Here is a 21,085-nt window from a genome sequence, read left to right as displayed (position 1 = left end):
GGAGCAGGATCGCGCATCGCAATTGCAATGCAGGACGTTGCCCATGAGCCGACCCTTAAAAACTGCCACACTGCCTTCTCTACGCGTTGAGCCGGAATTTCGCGACAAGGCGGAAAGCGTTTTGAAGGACGGCGAAACGCTTTCCGCATTCATGGAAGCGGCGGTTCGCAAACAGGTGGAAATTCGCAAATCGCAGGCGGAGTTTATCGCGCGTGGGATTGCATCGTTGGAAGAATCACAACGGACGGGAATTTATTATTCGGCAGATGAAGTTCATGCGGAGCTGCGGGCAATGCTTGCGGCTAAAAAGGCAGAGCTTGGCCGTTGAGTTTCAATCTTCGATATACGATTTCCGCCAGAGACGACATTACGCGGCTCTATCAATTTCTTCTGGAAAAGGATTTCCCCACCGCGGAAAAAGCCCTCGATAAGATCATCAGCACTATAGAAAACCTCAAGGAGTTTCCTTTCGCGACGCGTAAAACCATTGGTGACAACGGACGGCGTAGAGAGCTTCTGATACCCTTTGGTTCATCAGGCTATATTGCCCTTATCGAAATCGAGGACGCAGAAACCGTCTCTATCCTCGCCATCCGCCACCAGCGCGAAGACGACTACCACTGATCCTCAGCGGTCACTCACCGCTGCGCGCGGGTTGACCCACGGCTCCTGATTGGAGCGCGGCAGCGGCTGTCTGCCCAGAATATGGTCCGACGCCTTCTCGCCCGTCATGATCGAGGGGCCGTTGAGGTTGCCGTAGGTGACGTGCGGGAAGATCGAACTGTCTGCGACGCGTAAGCCGTCCACGCCGATGACACGGCATTCGGGATCGACCACCGCCATCGGGTCGTTGCGGTCACCCATCTTGCAGGTGCCGCAGGGGTGATAGGCGCTTTCCAGATGCTCCCGCAGGAATGCGTCGATGTCTTCATCCGATTGAACACTCTCGCCCGGTTGGATTTCGGGGCCACGATAATCATCGAATGCCTTCTGGCTGAAGATTTCCCGCGTCAGGCGGACGCAGTGGCGGAACTTTTCCCAGTCTTCGGCGTGGCTCATATAGTTGAAGCGGATGACCGGATCGTCCTTCGGATCGGACGAGCGCAGCGTGACATTGCCGCGCGATTTCGACAGGTTGAAACCGACATGGACCTGAAAACCATGGCTTTTCGCGGCCGCCTTGCCATCATAGGAAATGGCGACGGGAAGGAAGTGGAACTGGATATCCGGCTGCTTCAGGCCCGGCTCAGACCGCAAGAAGGCGCAAGCCTCGAACTGGTTGGAAGCACCCAGCCCGCCCTTCGTCACCAGCCACTGCGCACCGGCAACGCCCTGCCAGAACCAAGGCAGCCATGAATAAAGCGAAACTGGCTTGGTGGAGACCTGCTGGAAATAGAACTCCATATGGTCCTGAAGGTTGGCACCGACGCCGGGGCGATCCGCTATCACCTCGATGCCCATGTCCTGCAAATGCTGGGCTGGACCGATGCCCGAGAGCATCAGCAGCTTGGGAGAATTGAAAGACGACGCCGAGACGATGACCTCACGGTTGGCGCGGATGGTTTCCACTCCGCCCCGCCGCTCGATCTCGACACCCATGGCCCGGCCGTTTTCGATGACGATCTTGCGCGCGAATCCATGCACCAGAGAGACGTTCGGTCGTTTCAACGCTGGCCGCAGATAGGCATTGGCAGCGGACCAGCGGCGACCGTTGTGGATTGTCTGCTCCATCAGGCCGAAGCCCTCCTGCTTGGAGCCGTTATAGTCATCCGTCAGCTCGAAACCGGCCTGCGATCCGGCTTTGACGAAGGCGTGGAACAGCGGATTTGTGACCGGTCCGCGCTGAACATGCAGCGGCCCATCCGTTCCGCGCCAGCCCTCTTCCCCGCCGTGACTGGTTTCCATGCGCTTGTAATAGGGCAGCACATCGGCATAAGCCCAGCCCTGCGCGCCAAGCTCTTCCCAGCGATTGAAATCCTCCGCATGGCCGCGAACGTAAACGAGCCCATTGATGGAAGACGACCCGCCAATGACCTTACCGCGCGGCGCGGTGATGCGGCGATTGTTGAGGTTTGGCTCCGGTTCCGAGTGATAACCCCAATTGTAGCGCTTCATGCTCATCGGCCAGGCTAGGGCAGCAGGCATCTGGATGAAGGGCCCGAAATCGGAGCCACCGGCCTCGATGACAATAACGGAATATTTGCCGTCTTCCGACAGGCGGTAAGCCATGGCAGAGCCGGCGGAACCCGAACCGACGATGACGAAATCTGCTTGCTGCATTGTGGTTGCTCTTTGCTGTGGCCACCTCGTCCTTCGAGGCCCGTTTCACGGGCACCTCAGGATGAGGTGGAGAGAGGTTGTGCATTTATTTCGTTGACGAGCGTGCGCTGCTGAAGGGTGCCTGAGGGCAAACGCTTGTTCTCATCCTCATCCTGAGGTGCCCTTGAAACGAGCCTCGAAAAATGAGGTGGAGAGACGTTGCATTGTCTGGTTGAAAACATGCGTTGCTGTGGAGTGACGGAGGACGAAACGCTTGCTCTCATCCTCATCCTGAGGCGCCCGTGAAACGGGCCTCGAAAAATGAGGTGGAGAGACGTTGCATTGTCTGGTTGAAAACATGCGTTGCTGTGGAGTGACGGAGACCGAGACGCTTGCTCTCATCCTCATCCTGAGGTGCCTGTGAAACAGGCCTCGAGGGACGAGGATGAGCCACTGATCCCGATACTCCCTTAGCAGGGGAGCGCACGGATTTAGTAAGGCGCCTCGACCTTCCCCGTCGCCACATAAACTGTCTTCAACTCACTATAATGATTGAGCGCCGCCGCCGAATTCTCCCGCCCGAAGCCGGACTGTTTCGACCCACCAAACGGCATCTCCACCGGGCACAAATTATACGTGTTGATCCACAGCGTCCCCGCCTCCAACTGATCCACCACGCGGTGCGCGCGGTTGATGTCGGCGGTGAACACGCCGCCCGCGAGGCCGAATTCGGTGGCGTTGGCGCGGGCGATGACTTCGTCTTCGTGATCGAAATCCAGCACGCACATAACAGGCCCGAAGATTTCCTCGCGGGCGATGGTCATGGTGTCGGTTACGTCGGCAAACACGGTCGGCTGCACATAGGCACCCTCACCCGCAACATGGTTGGGAATGCCGCCGCCGGTGATGAGCGTCGCACCTTCGGCTTTGCCCTTTTCGATATAGGCCAGAACCTTTTCCTGCTGTGCTTTGGACACCAGCGGGCCGATCTGGGTTGCCTCATCCATGGGATCGCCGATCACCATCGCATCGGTGCGGGCCTTGAGGTTTTCGAGGAAGCGCTGCTTTGCGCCGCGCTGGACGAAAACGCGGGTGCCGTTGGAGCAGACCTGACCGGAAGAGTAGAAATTGCCCAGCATCGCGCCGCCGACAGCACTTTCGATGTCGGCGTCATCGAAAACGATCAGCGGAGACTTGCCGCCGAGTTCCATGGTGACGTGTTTCAGATGACCGGCAGCAGCAGCGGCCACCTTGCGGCCCGTGGGCACGGAACCGGTGAGCGAGACCTTCGCCACATCCGGGTGCTCCACCAGCAGCGGGCCAGTCGTACGGTCGCCCTGAATGACGTTAAACAGCCCTTTAGGCAGACCTGCCTCAATGAGAATTTCCGCAATCTTCAAGGCACCAAGCGGCGTGTTTTCCGATGGTTTGAAAACCATGGCGTTGCCAGCGACCAGCGCGGGGGCAGCCTTCCAGCAGGCGATCTGCTGCGGATAGTTCCACGCCCCGATGCCGACGCAGACACCCAACGGCACGCGCTTGGTATAAGCAAAATCGCCGCCGAGCGGAATGTAATCGCCGTTCAGAGCCGAGGGTGCGATGCCGCCGAAGAATTCGAACGCGTCCGCGCCAGAGGTGGAATCGGCGACGATTGTTTCCTGAATCGGCTTGCCCGTGTCCAGCGTCTCCAGTTCCGACAAAGCACGGTTGCGCTCGCGGATGAGATCGGCGGCGCGACGAAGAATTCGACCCCGCGCAGTCGGGCTCATCGCCGCCCATTCCTTCTGCGCCTTTTTGGCGGAGGCAATGGCGCGCTCTACGATGGCTGGCGTGGCGGCGTGAAGCCTTGCGACGACTTCGCCGGTGGCGGGATAAATGCTTTCGAAGACCGTGCCTTGAGTATCTTCGACGTAATCGCCATCGATGAAATGGGAGGCTTTCGGCTGGGCTTTCAATGTCATCTAAAGGTCCTCAGAGAATACGAATGGACGGCTTGCCTTCCAGAGAAGGCGCGTCAGAAAAGGGTTTGAGCTGGGTGTCGAAATAGTTCTCCACCAGCGCAGGCGCGGCGGAAAGGCCGAGCGGTGCGGCCTGAAGGCTGTGGCGGATGTAGAGCCCGTCTATCAGCGCGGCGGCCCCTTCGGCGATGCGGGCGGCATCATCCGGTGGGCAGAGGCGGTTGAGGCTATCCATGATGTTGGAGCGCAGGCGGCGGGTATAGGTCACCAGCAGGCGGCGCATTTCTTCGGAGCGCTGCGCCTCCACATAAAAGGCCAGCCATGCGGCCACGGTTTCATTGGTGAACTGATCGCTCTGGAACGACACGCGGACAATGGCGCTCAGCCGCGCCCGCGGGCCAGAGGCCTGGCTCAGCGCGGCAATCGCATCACGGCGAAGGGCGCGCAGCAGGCTGCGGATGGTTTCCAGAAGAAGCTGCTGCTTGCTGCCGAAATAATGATGCGCCAGTGCCGCCGACACCCCCGCCTCGCGAGCGATATCAGACATGGTCACATTCAGCGAACCGGTCTGGCCAATGGCCCGCAATGCGGCATCCATCAGCGCCTTTTTGCGCAGCGGCTCCATTCCAAGCTTCGGCATTGGCATTCTCCTTTACAGGCAATTTATTATTGATTGACTGATCAATCAATAATAAATGCGACACGCAATCGTGTGACTTGCGTCATATCAAACATGCCGGAAAACTTTGCCCGCTCGCCCAAATGTGCTAGGATCGCGCCAACTGGCAAATGAAAGGTCGCAGGCATGACCGATTGCATTCGCTTGAAAAGCCTTCAGCGTCCACTAGCGCAGCTGCATGTCTGCGCCGTGACAGGTAGCCCGGCGGTTTTTGCCGCCTCTTCCCATTTTCATAAAACGACGTTTCCTTCGGAACCGCAAACGAAGGTGGGCGTTCCTTCGGGCGCGCATGACAGATGTGCTAATATAATAATCACTTAAGTCTGCTCACAACTGGCCGGGAGCGGATGCATAAATGGCCAAGGACGGTTCAGCTTCGACATGATTGTCAGGGACAAGAACCGCCATGATAGGGAGAGACATGATGCCAATGGTGACTGTATCCATTTCCCCAGAGCAGGCCGCGAAGATGCGCGAAGCGGTGAATAGTGGGGATTACGCTTCGGGAAGTGAAGTTGTGCGCGCAGCCCTTCGCCTGTGGGTGGAAACTGCTGGCCGCGACGACACTACCAAGGGTGGCACGGATGCACATGTAAGCGGTGAGCATCTCAATGTAGCCGAACTTTATGCTGCGCATTCTCTCAAACGGCGTCACGCCTGAGCTATTAGGGCTTCTGCATGAGAGCTATTTTAGTGCGTCGCGGTTGTGTCATAAAAACTTCAAGAAAGCTTCATCTGTCAGAAAGCTTTTGTTGAGGAGTTTCGAGCATTCTCCCACCCAAAAAGTGCCTTTAAAAATGGGCGCAATGGTGGAGAAAATTCATGCAGTCGACGGCGATCGACCCTGACGTCATACGGCGATTTGCAACCGGGCAAATGGCTTCCATGGCGAAACTCGTTCTTGAAACGGCTTTTCAGCCGATTGTCGAAGCCACGACAGGCACTGTTTTCGGATACGAATCCCTGATGCGCGGTTTCGACCGCATCGGTTTTTCCAGCCCGCTGGACCTTCTGGACCACATCGAAGCCGATGGCCAGCTGGTTGCCGTAGAGCAGATGCTGGCAGGCCGGGCGCTGGCCAAATTCTCCACCCTGCCGGAATTTTCCTCCGCCACGCTGTTTCTCAATCTCGATGTCCGCCTCATTCCGCATGGCGATGCCATTCTGAACAAGCTCCTGGAGCATCTGGCCAAAGCCTCGATACCGCCCTCCTCAATCTGTTTCGAACTCTCCGAGCGTTTCGACAATACCAGCGTGCCGGAGTTCAGCGCACTGATTGCCCGCATGCGCAAGGAAGGCTTCAAACTGGCTATCGACGACTTCGGCGTCGGCCATGGCGAGATGAAGCTGCTGTGCGAGTTCCCGGTCGATTACCTGAAGATCGACCGCTATTTCATCGATGGCATGGACCGCAATCCGCGCAAGCGCCATCTGGTGAAGAACATCGTCAACATTGCTCACACGCTGGGTGTGCGGGTGATTGCCGAGGGCATCGAGACCGAAGCGGAGTTTCTGGCCTGCCGCGAACATGGCGTGGATCTGGTGCAGGGCTGGTTTATTTCCCGGCCCACCACTTTCGTCAGTGAATTGCAAGGCGCCTTTCCGCATCTGCAGCATCTGGGCGAGACCCGTCGCAGCAGCCAGACGCTGGATGAAATCCTCATTCGCCGCCAGATCGAGCGGCTGCCGACCGTATTTGAAAACGACACCATCGACAGCGTGTTCGAGCTGTTTCGCCGCAATCCGGCGCAGGCCTTCTTTCCGGTTCTCAACGCCAATGGCGAGCCGCGCGGCGTTATCAACGAGCATCATCTCAAGGAATACATCTACCAGCCCTTTGGCCGCGACCTGCTAAAAAACAAGGTCTATGAGCGCACCATTTCGCATTTCGTGGATGGCGCGCCAATTGTCGGGCTGGATGCGGATGCCGACCAGTTGATGAATGTCTTTGCCAATACGGGCGGCAGCGCCTGTGTGATTTTGACCGAGAATATGCGCTATATCGGCGTGGTTTCGGCTGCATCGCTCATCAAGGTCATCAATGAAAAGCAGTTGAAGCTTGCACAGGAGCAGAACCCGCTGACGGCCCTGCCCGGCAACCGGGCCATCAGCAGCTTCATCGAAGCCAGCTGCGGCGACAGCGATGACAACCGCTTCTTCTGCTATTGCGATTTCGACAATTTCAAACCCTTCAACGATAAATACGGCTTCCATGTCGGCGACCATGCCATCACGCTGTTTTCAGCACTGATGAAGCGTTATTTCTTCTCCGGCGATTGCTTCCTTGGCCATATTGGCGGCGACGATTTCTTCATCGGCGTTCGCGACTGGCAGCAGGATGAGGTGACGGAAATTCTGGAGCGTCTGCTCAGCGATTTCCACGACGACGTGGTGCAGCTTTATTCGGAAGAAGACCGGGCTGCAGGGCTGATCACTGGTCATGACCGCTTTGGCAATGAACGTGAGTTTGCGCTGCTGCGCTGCTCCATCGGCGTGCTGCAACTGCCCAGAGGCCTGCTTTTGGGTAATCCTGAGCGGATCGGGGGCGAGATCGCGGCCATCAAGAAAGCTGCCAAGGAAAGCGAATCCGGCCTCATCATCCGCAGTTCCGGCGACGCGCATTGAGAGGTCAGCGCCGCTTCATGGCCTGACTTTCGCCGTAGCGGCAAAACGCCTCCTTCCCTCCGGGCGGCATCTCGCCTAGTTTCCCTGCCATTGAAACACAATGGAGGCCCGCCATGACTTTGCCCACGACGATGCGATTTGTTGATCTGCCAAGCTTCGGTGAACCGGAAGTAATGGTCTTTGCAACGGGCGCAGTTCCCACCCCCAAGGCGGGTGAGATTCTGGTCAAGGTGGCAGCCGCGGGCATCAACAGACCCGATGTGGCGCAGCGGCAGGGCAACTATCCGGCACCAAAGGATGCAAGCCCGGTTCTGGGGCTGGAAATCTCCGGTGAAGTCGTGGCGCTGGGCGAAGGTGTTACTGAATACAGCATAGGCGACAATGTCTGTGGGCTGGCCAATGGCGGCGGTTATGCGGAATATTGCGTGGTTCCTGCGGGCCAGGCCCTGCCCTTCCCCAAGGGTTATGACGCGGTAAAGTCGGCGGCACTGCCGGAAACATTCTTCACCGTCTGGGCCAACCTGTTCCAGATGGCAGGGCTGACCGAGGGCGAAAGCGTGCTGATCCACGGCGGCACCAGTGGCATCGGCACAACCGCCATTCAGCTGGCCAAGGCGTTTGGCGCAGAGGTCTATGCCACCGCTGGCTCCAAGGAAAAATGCGATGCCTGCGTAAAGCTCGGCGCAAAGCGGGCGATCAATTACCGCGATGAGGATTTTGCCGAGGTCATCAAGGCTGAGACCGACGGCAAGGGCGTGGATGTCATCCTCGACATGATCGGCGCCTCTTATTTCGCCAAGAACCTGTCTTCGCTCGCCAAGGACGGATGTCTCTCGATCATCGCGTTTCTGGGTGGCAACATTGCCGAAAAGGTCGATCTGCGCCCCATCATGGTCAAACGCCTGACCGTCACCGGCTCCACCATGCGCCCCCGCACCGCAGACGAAAAACGCGCCATCCGCGATGAACTGGTGGCCGAAGTCTGGCCGCTATTGGAAGCAGGCAAGATCGCGCCGGTTATTCACGATGTGATCGATTTCGACCATGTGGCGGATGGGCATAAACTGATGGAAAGCAGCAGTCATATTGGGAAGATTATGATGCGGGTTTCTTGAGCAGACATGATCCGGACTGTTGTTATCATTGACAACAGTCCGCTGTGTTGTTAACAATAACAACATGGGTGCGACGTTGATAGAAAAATCCAGAAAGGTTATTGATGAAAAGACCTTTTTTGAAGTGGTGTTATGGCACTTGCCCAAGCCGGTACCCGGCAGCATCCACCCATTCAAATACCGATTGGCGCTTGTCGTGAATGGCGAGTGCATTCTTCGCTACGACAATGAGCGCGGCAAAGGAGACCATCGCCACATCGGTGGTCGTGAAGAAGCAATCATATTCACCACGCTTGAAGCGCTCTTCGACGACTTTCAAACCGACATGGAAAGGATTCTGAAATGACGAGTTTGACGATACGATTGAGCACGATGGACGACATGAAGGCGCGGTTCGCGGCGGCTGGGAAGCTTGCCCTTTCCGGCAATGCGGTAGAGGCGACACCATCCATCGAATTTTCCAGCTACGACGACCTGCATCGTATTCTGGCGCCTTTGCGACTGAGTATCGTCAGAAGCCTTGTGGGCCAAGGCCCGCTCGCCATTCGCGAAGTGGCGCGGCGTGTAGGCCGTGATGTGCAGGCGGTGCACCGGGATGTAACGACGCTGATCAATGCGGGCATTATCGACAAGCACGAAAACGGCGTCGAATTTCCGTACGACAACATTCATTTCGAGTTCGACATGAAGGCTGAAAAGGCGGCGTGAGTTTCGCCACCCCTTGCAATCCCCGCGAATCGTATTACCTTCTTCTTATGTTCAACGTAGCGAAAGGAAGGTGATCCAATGTCTAGTGAGATTTCGGTCTTGGTGCGTGACAGTGGAAAGGATTTGATTTTGACGAGGCAGCCCTCGGCTTGATCCGCCTTCCAACGGGACGTTGATAAACGTTTCCAGGTCTGTAACAACGACCAAACTCATGGAAGGGCCGCTAACCAAGCGGCCCTTTTCCTTTGTCCGCTCTCTACTTGCGGAAGATTTTCCAGCGGGTTGGGCGGAAGCGGAGTTCGTTGCCGACGGCGACCGAGGCGTCCAGCGGAACTTCGATTTCGAGATGATAGGGCTGATGGCCATTGTTGGCGATGTCGATTTCGGCGATGCGCGTACCTGCCAGACGGCGACAGGTGGTGACCTTGCCGTAGAGCGCGTCCTGCTCGCCGGTTAGCACCACATCTTCGGGGCGGAAGAACAGATCGCCCTCGCCGTCATTGGCCTCTCTGATGCCAATGTTTTCCCCCTGAAACAGCACATGACCATCGCGGATCGTCACCGGCAGGTTCGACGATTCGCCGATGAAGGAGAAGACGAAGGGTGAGTTTGGCGTGTCGTAGACATCGTCGGCGGTGCCGACCTGCTCGATCTTGCCCTGGCTCATGACGACGACGCGGTCGGCCAGCTCCAGTGCTTCTTCCTGGTCATGCGTCACGAAAACGGTGGTGTGGCCGGTGCGGTCGTGGAACTCGCGCAGCCAGCGGCGCAGTTCCTTGCGCACCTTTGCATCCAGCGCACCGAAGGGTTCATCCAGAAGCAGCACGCGCGGCTCGATGGCGACCGCGCGGGCCAGTGCCACGCGCTGACGCTGACCGCCGGAAAGCTGGTTGGGATAGCGCTTTTCCAGACCTTGGAGATGCACCATATCCAGCAGGTCGTAAACGCGCTTGCGGATTTCCGCTTTCGGTGGGCGACTGGCGGATGGGCGGACTTTCAGGCCAAAGCCGATATTATCGGCCACCGTCATATGACGGAACAGGGCGTAATGCTGGAAGACGAAGCCGACATTGCGCTCCTGCACGGAGCGGTGCGAGGCATCTTCGTCACCAAAGAAGATTTGCCCTTGCGTCGGCTGCTCCAGACCGGCGATGAGACGCAGCAGCGTCGTCTTGCCGGAGCCGGATGGGCCAAGCAGCGCGATCAACTCGCCGGAACGGATGTTCAGCGATACATCGTTCAAGGCGGGAAAGCGGTCGAACTGCTTGGTAATGCCGGAAACTTTCACTTCCATTGATATGCCCTTCAATGCTTGCCGGCGGCGTTGCCCGCGCCAAAGCGTATTTCAAGAATGGTTTTGAGAACGAGTGTGACGAGCGCAAGTCCCGCAAGCAATGTAGCCACGGCAAAGGCCGCGCCGATATTGTACTCGTTATAGAGGATTTCGACATGCAGCGGCATGGTGTTGGTTTCGCCCCTGATATGACCCGAGACCACCGAGACGGCACCGAACTCGCCCATGGCGCGGGCGTTGCAGAGAAGCACGCCGTAGAGCAGGCCCCATTTGATGTTGGGCAGCGTCACGAACCAGAAAGTCTGCCAGCCGGATGCACCCAGCGAAATGGCCGCTTCTTCATCGCCCGTGCCCTGATCCTGCATGAGCGGGATCAGCTCGCGCGCGACGAAGGGGAATGTCACGAAGATGGTGGCCAGCACGATGCCCGGCACGGCAAAGAGAATCTCGATGCCATAGCTTTTCAGCCAAGGACCTAGCACGCTGTGGGATGAAAACAGGATGACGTAGACGAGACCGGAAATGACCGGAGAGATGGAGAACGGCAGGTCGATCAGCGTGATGAGAAACGCCTTGCCCTTGAACTCGAATTTCGCGATGGACCACGCAGCGGCGATACCGAAAACGAGGTTGAGCGGCACGGCAATGGCGGCCACGAGAAGCGTGAGGCGAATGGCCGATAGCGCATCCTGCTCGACAATCGCATCCCAGAAAGAGCCGATGCCCTTTCGGAAGGCTTCGACGAAAACCGCGACCAGCGGCAGCACGAGGAACAATGCGAGGAACAGGAAGGCGAGCCCGATGAGTACGATGCGAGCGGGCAGAGCTTCGCTGGCGGGATCACGAAACGGCTTTGTGGATGGGAGGCTGCGCGCGTGATCAGGCATAACCGTACCTCTTGCGGCTCCAAGCCTGAATGAGATTGATGACGAAGAGCATGGCAAACGAGATGATCAGCATGATGGTGGCGATGCCGGTGGCTGCCGCATAATTGAACTCCTCCAGCCGGATGACGATCAGAAGCGGCGCGATTTCCGAGACATATGGAATGTTACCCGCAATGAAGATGACCGAGCCATATTCCCCGACCCCACGCGCAAAGGCCAGCGCAAAGCCGGTGAGGATGGCAGGTGTGAGGCTTGGCAGCAGAATGCGGGTGATGGTCTGGAAGCGGTTGGCACCCAACGTTGCCGCGACCTCCTCCACCTGACGGTCGATCTCTTCCATGACCGGCTGCACCGTGCGCACGACAAAGGGAAGACCGATGAAGATCAGCGCAATGACGATACCCGTCGGCGTAAAGGCGATCTTGATGCCGAAGGGTTCGAACAATTGGCCAACCCAGCCGCGATTGGAGTAAAGCGCGGTCAGCGCAATACCGGCAACGGCTGTCGGCAGCGCAAACGGCAGATCCACGATGGCATCCACGAAGCGGCGGCCCGGAAAGCGGTAACGCACCAGCACCCATGCAATGAGCACGCCGAAGATGGCATTGACGAAGGCCGCCAGAAAGGCGGTGGTGAAGGAGATGCGCAGCGCATTCAGCGTCCGGCTATCGGTCGCAATGGCGAAAAAATCCGCAAAACCAAGTTTTGCGGTGGACCAGACCAGACCGGCCAAAGGAATGAGAATGATGAGAAACAGGTAGGTGATGGTGTAACCGAGCGTCAGGCCGAACCCCGGCAAGACACTGGATTGACGCCACTTCCACTTTGCGGGCGATGGGGTTTTGCTCATCAAGGCTCCGGGTAAAATGGGGGCCATCGACAGCCACCCTCTTATGCGCCATCGACCGGCTCGGGGCCGGTCGATCTTGTCTCCGATCCGAACAAGACGCGTGGGCGACCTGTTCGGTGTGTCACATCATCCGCTTACTTTGCGGGCTTGTAAATCTGGTCGAAGATACCGCCATCACCGAAATGTTCCGGCTGCGCCTTGGCCCAACCGCCGAACTGCGGATCATCGATGGTGACGAGCTTGATGTCAGGCAGTTGCTTCAGCAAATCCTTGGAGACAACGGACGGATTAGACGGGCGGTAGAAATGCTTGGCAGCAATGTTCTGGCCTTCGTCAGAATAGAGGTATTGCAGGTAGGCTTCGGCCTGCTTGCGGGTGCCCTTGGCATCGACATTGGCGTCAACCACGGCGACCGGCGGCTCTGCCAGAATGGAGATCGGCGGAACGACGATATCGAAGGCGTCCTTGCCGAATTCTTCACCGGCCAGATAGGCTTCGTTTTCCCATGCCAGCAGCACATCACCAATCTGGCGCTGTGCAAACGTTACCGTGGAGCCGCGTGCACCCGTATCCAGCACTGGAGCGCGCTTGTACAGTTCACCGACGTAAGCCTTGATCTTGTCCTGATCGCCCTTGTACTCTTCGTTTGCCCAGGCCCATGCGGCCAGATAGTTCCAGCGCGCACCGCCCGATGTCTTCGGGTTCGGCGTTACGATCTGGATATCGCCTTTCACGAGGTCACCCCAGTTGTGGATGCCCTTCGGGTTGCCCTTGCGGACCAGAAACACGATGGTCGATGTGTATGGCGAAGAATTGTGCGGAAGGCGGGTGCGCCAGTCTTTGTTGATCTTGCCGCCATTGGCAACGATGGCGTCGATGTCGCTCTGTAGCGCCAGTGTTACGACGTCTGCTTCCAGACCATCGATAACAGAACGAGCCTGCTTGCCGGAGCCGCCATGCGACTGCTTGATGGTGACGTCTTCACCCGTGTCGGCCTTCCACTTCTTGGCGAAGGCTTCGTTGAAGTCCTTGTAGAGTTCGCGGGTCGGGTCATAGGACACGTTGAGAAGCGTGGTCTCCGCGCGGGCCATTCCGACAGCACCGAGAGTGACTGACAGGCTGAGCGCTACGGCGCTGAGGCTGGAAAGAAGTTTCGACATCGGTATCCCTCCTAGATGCATTGCGCTTAACACTACCGGTTCAGTAGAGTTGGTCAATCAGGGCGATCACGATCGCAAAAGTGTTTCCCTTCGCTTGGCGTCAGCGGCAACAAATGCAACGCCGCATGCTGAAAATGCGCAACAAGTGCCGTGGAAACGCAGGGCTTTACGCAAAACCAGTTCGCATTTTTACCGTATTTTCGCCGCTAACGGATAAAAAAATCCGTCATCAGGGATGATTTTTCCGTGTCGCTCAAGGTTTACGCGGTCAGAAGCTCGGCCACCTCGGCACCGCTGATGGCATCTGCAATCGTCGTGTTGAAGAGAATGTTGCGCGTCACATCCGCCACCTGCGCAAAGACGTGACGGATTTCGCATTGTGTTTCGCCGTCGCAATCCTCGCAGCGCCGGTAAGCCGTCTGCGACAGGCACGGCAGCGGCGCCACCGGCCCATCGATCAGCCGAAGCACTTCGCCAAATGATATCTCGGTCGCCGGGCGCTGAAGCAGATAACCGCCCTGCTTGCCACGACGACTGGTGACGATCTCCGCGCGCTTCAGCTCCAGCAGGATCTGCTCCAGAAACTTTTTCGGGATGGCCTGGGTACGGGCAATATCGGAAATCTGCACAGGACAGTTCCCGTCGGCTCTCGCCAACGCCAGCAGCGCACGCAACGCATATTTCGCCTTTTGGGAAATCATACTAAAATTACCGAAAATATCATGAATGGGGTTGCTTTTTTCGATTAGCGCAGTTTTTATACGAACACAAATCGGGACTGATTTCGCCAGATTGGGACTCTTTTGCGCGTAACTTACGTGCAAGAGAGATATTTGCTCCCCAAGGCCATGCACAAGCATAGCCATTCCTGTCAAAAAACCCGCATTTCAGGGATTATTCGAAGCAGTAGAGTTTCGGACCCGTGAAATGACCATCAACACCCCATCGCATAGTCTTTCCAGCCATGATGTTGCATCGCTCGATGAAACGCTCGCCAGCCTTGATCTAGCCGGTCGGCTTGCCTTCGTTGCAGGGTTGGGCGGACGAGCGGTGTTCACAACGAGCCTCGGTATCGAGGATCAGGTCATAACCGCCGCAATCGGCACACATCGCCTTCCGATCGGTGTCTCGACGCTAGAAACGGGCCGTCTTTTCGCGGAAACCGTGACGCTGATCGGCGAGACGGAAGAGCGCTATGACATCACCATCAAGCGCTTTCATCCCGAGCAGGATGACATCGACGCTTATGCTGCGAAATATGGTCTGAATGGTTTTTATGACAGCGTCGAAGCCCGCCATGCCTGCTGCCACGTGCGCAAGCTTGTGCCGCTGGCAAAGGCGCTGGAAGGCGCAAGTTTCTGGATTACTGGACTTCGTCGTGGCCAGTCAGGCAACAGGGCAACGACGCCCTTTGCCGAATTCGACGCCGAGCGCAATCTGATCAAGATCAATCCGCTTGCGGATTGGGATATCGATGTGATCAAGGTGCATGTTTCGTCGGAAAACATTCCCATCAACCCCCTTCACGCCCGTGGGTATCCTTCCATCGGCTGCGAGCCGTGTACCCGCGCCATCAAGCCCGGCGAGCCAGAACGCGCCGGTCGGTGGTGGTGGGAAAATGACGAGAAGCGCGAATGCGGCCTGCACGTGGCCGAGGCAGCCCAAGCCTCCCCGCTACCATCCGCCTCACAAAGATAATTGAAATCAGTAGATTGCCGGAGTTTAAAATGTCCAATGCAGTTCCGGAAACGGAAAGCAAGAGTGTCAGCACACCAAAGCAGCCGCTTGATCCCCACATGAAAGCCCTCGAAAACGAAGCCATCCACATTTTCCGCGAAGTTGCGGCGGAATTCGACAATCCGGTGATGCTCTATTCCATCGGCAAGGATTCGTCGGTGCTGCTGCATCTTGCGCGCAAGGCGTTCTTTCCGGGCCGCATCCCCTTCCCGCTGCTTCACGTCAATACGGGCTGGAAATTCAAGGAGATGATCGAGTTTCGTGACAATATCGTCAAGGAATACGATCTCGACCTGATTTCTCACACCAACCCGCGCGGCGCGAGCGAAAACGTGACGCCGTTTACCCACGGTTCGGCGCTCTACACCGACATCATGAAGACGGAAGCGCTGCGTCAGGCGCTGGACGCTGGCAAGTTCGACGCCGCCTTTGGTGGGGCACGCCGCGATGAGGAAGCCAGCCGCGCCAAGGAGCGCATCTATTCCTTCCGCACGCCTGATCATAAATGGGACCCGCGCAACCAGCGCCCGGAATTGTGGAACATATATAATGGCATGGTTCGTCAGGGCGAAAGCGTGCGCGCCTTCCCGCTGTCCAACTGGACCGAGGTGGATATCTGGCGATACATTCAGGCCGAAAACATTCCGCTCGTTCCGCTCTATTACGCCGCCGAACGTCCATACATCGAGCGCGACGGCATGATGATTCTGGCTGAAGACGAGCGTCTGGAGCTGCTGCCCGGCGAAGTCGTTCAGCACGGCATGATCCGCTTCCGCACGCTGGGCTGCTTCCCGCTGACCGGTGCCATCAACTCCGAGGCAACCACGCTGGACGAGGTGATCTCCGAACTTGAAATCGCCACCGTTTCGGAGCGTCAGGGCCGTGCCATTGACCGCGACCAGTCCGGCTCCATGGAAAAGAAAAAGCGCGAGGGCTATTTCTGATGACACAGAACGCAAACGCACAATCCGCCACCATTCTGCCCTTCGTCGAGCCTGTGAAGGCCGTGCGCGACACACGTCCACTGCGTCTCATCACCTGCGGCAGCGTCGATGACGGCAAATCCACGCTGATCGGCCGCCTGCCTTGGGACACCAAGGCGGTGAAGGAAGATCAGGCCGCAACGCTGCACCGCGACAGCGGCAAACAGAACGATCTCGGCCTGCCCGATTTCGCACTGCTGCTGGACGGTCTTCAGGCCGAGCGCGAACAGGGCATCACCATCGATGTCGCCTATCGCTATTTCGCCACCGACAAGCGCGCCTTCATCGTGGCCGACACGCCCGGCCACGAGCAATATACCCGCAACATGGCAACCGGCGCATCGACTGCCGATCTGGCCGTGCTACTGGTCGATGCCCGCACCGGCATTCTCGAACAGACCCGCCGCCATGCGACGATTGCCGCGCTGATGGGCATTCGTCAGTTCGTGCTGGCCGTCAACAAGATCGACCTCACCAATTACGACAAGGCCGGTTTCGAGCTGATTGCCCACGACTTCCGCGAATTTGCGCTATCGCTCGGCACCAAGCAGATCACCTCTATCCCCATGTCGGCGCTGAAGGGCGAGAACGTCGTTCTCTCCGGCAAGCCCTCCATGCCGTGGTATGATGGCCCGACGCTGGCCGAAACGCTAGAACTGGCGACGGTTCGAACCACCCAGACCGGCGGTTTCCGCCTGCCTGTACAGCGCGTGTCCCGCCCGGGCGAAAGTTTCCGTGGCTATCAGGGCACGGTGGCTGGTGGCTCCGTCAAGCCGGGCGATAGCGTCGTCATCCTGCCATCTGGCATGGTGGCCAACGTCAAGCAGATCGTCACCTTCGATCTGGTGCGCAATGCTGCCGTTTCGGGCGATGCGATCACCCTCGTTCTCGACCGTCAGGTCGATGTGTCGCGTGGCGATGTGATCGTCTCCATCGAAGCCCAGCCGCAAACCGGTCATGCCTTCGACGCGCAGATCGTGGCGCTTCAGCCGGGTGGTATCGAACCCTCAAAACGCTACTGGCTGAAAAGCGGCAGCCGTCGCCAGCGCGTGACGGTGCAGCCGACAACGCAGCTGGACCTGAAAAACGGCCAATGGTTGCCGCATGCCGACACGCTGCCTATGAACGCCATCGGCAAGGTGCGCCTATCCTTCGATGAAACCGCCATCTTCGACCCCTACGACCAGAACCGTTCGACCGGCTCTTTCATCCTGATCGACCCCGACACCAACAACACGGTGGCCGGCGGCATGATCCTCGGCAAGCGCAGCGACACCGGCAAGATTGCCCAGGGCGAACGTGTCCTGATTTCCCTGCCCGCCGATCTCGCCGAAGCGCTTCTGGCCAGCGAACAGCTCTCCAGCCGCAGAGACGAAATCGAAGTCCGCCGGACGAGTGCGGCGACGGCTTCGCGTCTTTTCGATGAGCTTGATTGATATCCCGAGAGCGCTGGAGCCATCTCCAGCGCTTTCTCTTTTCCAGTCTGCCAGATTTGAAAACAGGACACTCAGCCTGCGAACCCAGGGTCAGTTCGGCGCAAGCAAACGCTGAAATACTTGGGTAAACAGGGTGAGAGTTTTAATATGGATATGGCTGCCAACACCGCATCGTCTGCGTCCGTCAGCGACAAGCTTGACCAAGTGATTGCAGATATTTCTGCCTTGGCACAAAGACAGCAGATTCAGGATGAGATCATGCTGGAGCTGGTCAACTTTCTGGCGAAATTCCGAGAAGATGCTATTGGCGTTCAGCACGCCCACGCTCAAAAGCTCCATGAGGCCGTGCAGGTCACATCGAGCAATATTCGAGAGCTCTCCCAATCAAACGCATCCTTTGCAAACAACCTCGTTGAAAGCTTCAAAGGCCTCGCGGTGAAAAGCGAGCATATTGCAAGCAACTTCGGCCAGTTGCGTCAGGTCATGCATGCGGGCATTCGCAAGATGCCTCCGACTTCCGGCAAAATCCGCTGCGTATTTCTGGTTCACATGATCGAGGCCTGGGACGCGCAGATCGATATTTTCCATGCCATGAAGAATGACGGGCGCTTCGATCCTCTCGTGGTCAGCATCGACAGAGTGTTCCCGGGCGATAACGCCTGCGGCGGTGAAAGCTCGGTGAGTGAAGCCTTGACGGAACTTGGGATTGCCCATCTTCGGCTGGGTATGCCCAACTCATTCGAGGGGCTCGATATCCTTCGCGCGCTGTCTCCAGACGTTATTTTCCGTCAGTCGCAATGGGACAGGGACTACCCGGCTGCGTTCCGCACCGAAGAATTGGGCTTCGCGCGGCTTTGCGCCATCACCTATGGAACCTCTCTCGTCTCGAAATTCAGCCATTCCGAGCGTGACGTGGCGGAAATATCGCCCATGGCGTTCGATCAGCCGTATCACCGTTCGGCGTGGCGTGTGTTTTGCGAAACAGAGCAGACACAGTCCTATTTCCGCAGTTTCCAGCATTCAGATCCATCCAAATTCGTGCTTTCAGGCTACCCGAAACATGAGAGACTGGTGAGCTTTATCGGAAAAGGATCCTGGCCCATCCATAGCGGTGAGGAAAAGGCGTTCCGCGTCATCTGGGCGCCGCATCACTCTGTCGGCAACGACTGGCTTGCGTTCGGCGTGTTCCACCGCATCTACAGAGACATGCTGACCTGGGCGCAGCGCTCGCCGAATATCGAGTTCGCGCTGAAGCCTCACCCTGCCCTGTTTGCGCTGGTCGTAAAAATGGGATTGATGACACAAGCGGATGTCGATGGTTTCAAAGCACGCTGGAACAGCCTGCCCAATTGCTCGATCATTGAAGGTCAATATGGCGACCTGTTCGCGGCATCCGACCTGATGCTGACGGACGGCGTCTCGTTTTTGACGGAATACCAGCTGTTCAATAAGCCTTTGGTCTTCATCGATTCACAACGGCGCGTTCCATTCAATGCTTTGGGTGAACTGGCCCACGCCTGCGCTGAAACCGTGACGACCATGGAAGAAATAGAAAACGCAGTTCTCGCCTACGCCAATGGCAAGCCATGGGGCAATGTGGAGGCGCGTGAACGCCTGCTTGAGAAATTGTTGCCGAATGAGCGTCCATCGACGGAAATCGTTCTCGATTCCATTGCCAGCGGCATCGGCGTTTAACAGCGCCGCCGCTTCTCATTATGGCCGTTCCTCTCATAGTCTTGTGAGCAGCACTTCGGGCTGAGACAAATCCAAGCTATGAGGGGCGCGTTCTTTTTTTCCGATTCTGAGGATTTCAAATGTGCGGAATATTATTCTCCAATTTTCCCGAGATCAATCGATCGGCATTTGAACGCGCACTCGACCTGATGCATCACCGTGGTCCGGATGCTGGATCGATTGTCTGCCTTGACCACGTCAAGCTCGGCCACAGGCGCCTGAAAATCGTCGATCTCGATGCGCGTGCCAACCAGCCATTCGTGTCATCCAACGGGCGCTACCGGATCATATTCAACGGCGAAATCTACAATTTCAAAGAGCTGGCAACCCGACACAACATCGACTGCAAAACCTCGTGCGACACCGAGGTTCTCATTGAGCTCTACGTCAAGATCGGGCCTGACGCGCTCAAGGAATTCTACGGCATGTTCAGCTTTGTCATCCATGACATGCTGACGGGCGACATTTTTGCAGCCAGAGACCGCCTCGGCGTGAAGCCGCTCTATGTCCATGAGAATGGCTCTTCCGTTTCGTTCTCTTCCGAGATCAAGCCGCTGAAGCAGCTTCACGATCTGACGGCAATCGACCCATTTGCCCTGCGTCAGTATGTGAAAGCCCGAAGCTTTTTCAACGGTCGCACGATGTACAAGGGTATATCGCTGTTTCCTGCTGGCCATTATTATTTCAATGGCAAGCTCACGCGCTACTGGGACCTCCCGGAACGCGAGGTCTACGATAAGTCAGTCTCTGACGAAGAGATCATGGACACTTTGAAAAGTGCCGTCGATCTCCGTTGCATCGCAGACGTGCCGGTGGGCAGTTACCTAAGTGGAGGCGTGGACAGCACGCTGATCGCCGCTCTCAGCTCACGCCCGCATACATGGACCGTTGGATTTGAGGATAATAACGAGTTCGACTGGGCCGAACTCGCGGCTGAAAAATTCTCATTCAACCATCACGCCATCACCATCGGAGATCAGGAGTTCCGGGACATCGCTAAGATGCTCATCCTTCACAGAGGCGAACCGCTGTCTGTGCCAAATGAAGTCCTGATTTACAAAATGACGAAAGTCGCAAAGGAATTCAACACCGTAATCCTGAGTGGAGAAGGCGCGGACGAGTTGTTTTTCGGCTATGACCGCATCTTCCGTTGGGCAGCTGAAAATCCGTGGGATATCGAAAAATTCGATCAGCTCTACAGCTACGGCAAACATGACGATCGTGAAATCCTCGAGGATATCCTCTCACCCGTCATGCATCGCACCACCGCGCTGGACCGGACAGCTGCCTTTTTCCAGATTCACCATCTGCATGGGCTGCTGCGCAGACTGGATAACAGCACGATGATGTGTTCCGTCGAAGCGCGCACGCCCTTCGTGGATCATCGGCTTGTCGAACTGATGTATGGCACACCGGCGTCTTACAGACTAGAAAATGGCGTAGCGAAAGCTCCGCTGAAAAGACTGTGCCGGAACATATTGCCGGACGCCATCATCGACCGTCCCAAAGTTGGCTTTCCCGTGCCGACGGATCGTCTCTTTGCGGGCGAAGGGTCGGGGATGGATAAGTGGCTTCGCTTCAACCTTGAGACGTTGCTGGACACGCCCTGGGCGGATATCTCAGACCTTATATATCAACACTGATTTTACTGGAGCTTTAG

The 21,085-nt window shown here is 57.2% G+C and carries 20 protein-coding genes; 12 read left to right on the top strand and 8 right to left on the bottom strand.

Annotated features, from left to right (window positions below):
* The first annotated feature begins 43 nt into the window (after positions 1–43).
* Positions 44–328 carry a YlcI/YnfO family protein gene (locus ABUK73_RS04030; protein WP_353576137.1) on the top strand — a complete coding sequence of 95 codons (285 nt, stop codon included), beginning with the start codon at positions 44–46 and terminating at the stop codon, positions 326–328.
* Complete coding sequence (locus ABUK73_RS04025) at positions 325–624, top strand: type II toxin-antitoxin system RelE/ParE family toxin (RefSeq protein ID WP_103658643.1); 300 nt, start codon at positions 325–327, stop codon at positions 622–624. The genes ABUK73_RS04030 and ABUK73_RS04025 overlap by 4 nt, the downstream gene beginning before the upstream one ends.
* A gap of 3 nt (positions 625–627) precedes the next feature.
* Here ABUK73_RS04025 and betA read toward each other — a convergent pair whose 3' ends face one another.
* The 3 genes from betA to betI form a co-directional block, all read right to left on the bottom strand.
* The gene (betA, locus tag ABUK73_RS04020) at positions 628–2,280 is read right to left on the bottom strand and encodes a choline dehydrogenase (RefSeq protein ID WP_353576136.1); all 1,653 of its coding nucleotides are present in this window, start codon (positions 2,278–2,280) and stop codon (positions 628–630) included.
* A gap of 470 nt (positions 2,281–2,750) precedes the next feature.
* A complete protein-coding gene (betB, locus tag ABUK73_RS04015) occupies positions 2,751–4,214 on the bottom strand; it encodes a betaine-aldehyde dehydrogenase (RefSeq protein ID WP_353576455.1) in 1,464 nt (487 codons plus the stop codon).
* A gap of 16 nt (positions 4,215–4,230) precedes the next feature.
* On the bottom strand, positions 4,231–4,857 hold the full coding sequence (gene betI, locus ABUK73_RS04010; RefSeq protein ID WP_353576135.1) for a transcriptional regulator BetI: 627 nt from the start codon (positions 4,855–4,857) through the stop codon (positions 4,231–4,233).
* A gap of 463 nt (positions 4,858–5,320) precedes the next feature.
* On the opposite strand from betI, the gene ABUK73_RS04005 reads away from it, so the two are divergent.
* The 5 genes from ABUK73_RS04005 (at position 5,321) to ABUK73_RS03985 (ending at position 9,344) form a co-directional block, all read left to right on the top strand.
* Positions 5,321–5,557 carry a ribbon-helix-helix domain-containing protein gene (locus ABUK73_RS04005; RefSeq protein ID WP_353576134.1) on the top strand — a complete coding sequence of 79 codons (237 nt, stop codon included), beginning with the start codon at positions 5,321–5,323 and terminating at the stop codon, positions 5,555–5,557.
* A gap of 161 nt (positions 5,558–5,718) precedes the next feature.
* Positions 5,719–7,521 (top strand): GGDEF domain-containing protein, encoded by a 1,803-nt coding sequence (locus ABUK73_RS04000; protein WP_113086033.1) that lies wholly within the window; start codon positions 5,719–5,721, stop codon positions 7,519–7,521.
* A gap of 113 nt (positions 7,522–7,634) precedes the next feature.
* Positions 7,635–8,636, top strand: coding sequence for an NAD(P)H-quinone oxidoreductase (locus ABUK73_RS03995; protein WP_353576133.1), 1,002 nt, complete (start codon positions 7,635–7,637; stop codon positions 8,634–8,636).
* A 64-nt stretch (positions 8,637–8,700) separates the two neighbouring features.
* Positions 8,701–8,982: a toxin-antitoxin system TumE family protein gene (locus ABUK73_RS03990; protein WP_353576132.1), complete on the top strand. Its 282-nt coding sequence runs from the start codon at positions 8,701–8,703 to the stop codon at positions 8,980–8,982.
* Positions 8,979–9,344, top strand: coding sequence for an HVO_A0114 family putative DNA-binding protein (locus ABUK73_RS03985; protein WP_353576131.1), 366 nt, complete (start codon positions 8,979–8,981; stop codon positions 9,342–9,344). Before ABUK73_RS03990 ends, ABUK73_RS03985 begins: the two co-directional genes overlap by 4 nt.
* Before the next feature lie 256 nt (positions 9,345–9,600).
* On the opposite strand, the gene ABUK73_RS03980 is transcribed toward ABUK73_RS03985, so the two are convergent.
* The 5 genes from ABUK73_RS03980 to ABUK73_RS03960 all read right to left on the bottom strand — a co-directional run bounded on the left by ABUK73_RS03980 (position 9,601) and on the right by ABUK73_RS03960 (position 14,236).
* On the bottom strand, positions 9,601–10,638 hold the full coding sequence (locus tag ABUK73_RS03980; RefSeq protein WP_353576130.1) for a sulfate/molybdate ABC transporter ATP-binding protein: 1,038 nt from the start codon (positions 10,636–10,638) through the stop codon (positions 9,601–9,603).
* A gap of 11 nt (positions 10,639–10,649) precedes the next feature.
* A complete protein-coding gene (gene cysW / locus ABUK73_RS03975; protein ID WP_353576129.1) occupies positions 10,650–11,525 on the bottom strand; it encodes a sulfate ABC transporter permease subunit CysW in 876 nt (291 codons plus the stop codon).
* Entirely contained in the window at positions 11,518–12,375 is an 858-nt protein-coding gene (gene cysT, locus ABUK73_RS03970) for a sulfate ABC transporter permease subunit CysT (protein ID WP_353576128.1), read from the bottom strand. Before cysT ends, cysW begins: the two co-directional genes overlap by 8 nt.
* A gap of 134 nt (positions 12,376–12,509) precedes the next feature.
* Positions 12,510–13,535: a sulfate ABC transporter substrate-binding protein gene (locus tag ABUK73_RS03965; RefSeq protein ID WP_353576127.1), complete on the bottom strand. Its 1,026-nt coding sequence runs from the start codon at positions 13,533–13,535 to the stop codon at positions 12,510–12,512.
* Positions 13,536–13,795: 260 nt separating this feature from the next.
* Positions 13,796–14,236, bottom strand: coding sequence for an RrF2 family transcriptional regulator (locus ABUK73_RS03960; RefSeq protein ID WP_353576126.1), 441 nt, complete (start codon positions 14,234–14,236; stop codon positions 13,796–13,798).
* Positions 14,237–14,462: 226 nt separating this feature from the next.
* Between ABUK73_RS03960 and ABUK73_RS03955 the strand changes: the two genes are divergently transcribed.
* The 5 genes from ABUK73_RS03955 to asnB all read left to right on the top strand — a co-directional run bounded on the left by ABUK73_RS03955 (position 14,463) and on the right by asnB (position 21,068).
* Positions 14,463–15,233 carry a phosphoadenylyl-sulfate reductase gene (locus ABUK73_RS03955; RefSeq protein ID WP_353576125.1) on the top strand — a complete coding sequence of 257 codons (771 nt, stop codon included), beginning with the start codon at positions 14,463–14,465 and terminating at the stop codon, positions 15,231–15,233.
* A 29-nt stretch (positions 15,234–15,262) separates the two neighbouring features.
* Positions 15,263–16,216 carry a sulfate adenylyltransferase subunit CysD gene (gene cysD, locus ABUK73_RS03950; RefSeq protein ID WP_353576124.1) on the top strand — a complete coding sequence of 318 codons (954 nt, stop codon included), beginning with the start codon at positions 15,263–15,265 and terminating at the stop codon, positions 16,214–16,216.
* Positions 16,216–17,691 (top strand): sulfate adenylyltransferase subunit CysN, encoded by a 1,476-nt coding sequence (cysN, locus tag ABUK73_RS03945; RefSeq protein WP_353576123.1) that lies wholly within the window; start codon positions 16,216–16,218, stop codon positions 17,689–17,691. Before cysD ends, cysN begins: the two co-directional genes overlap by 1 nt.
* A gap of 147 nt (positions 17,692–17,838) precedes the next feature.
* A complete protein-coding gene (locus ABUK73_RS03940) occupies positions 17,839–19,386 on the top strand; it encodes a hypothetical protein (protein ID WP_353576122.1) in 1,548 nt (515 codons plus the stop codon).
* A gap of 119 nt (positions 19,387–19,505) precedes the next feature.
* Positions 19,506–21,068, top strand: coding sequence for an asparagine synthase (glutamine-hydrolyzing) (gene asnB, locus ABUK73_RS03935; protein ID WP_353576121.1), 1,563 nt, complete (start codon positions 19,506–19,508; stop codon positions 21,066–21,068).
* The last annotated feature ends 17 nt before the right edge of the window (positions 21,069–21,085 follow it).

It is taken from the genome of Agrobacterium vacciniicorymbosi, assembly GCF_040427045.1.
Taxonomy (GTDB): Bacteria; Pseudomonadota; Alphaproteobacteria; order Rhizobiales; family Rhizobiaceae; genus Agrobacterium.
This window is presented reverse-complemented; position numbering and strand designations above follow the sequence as displayed.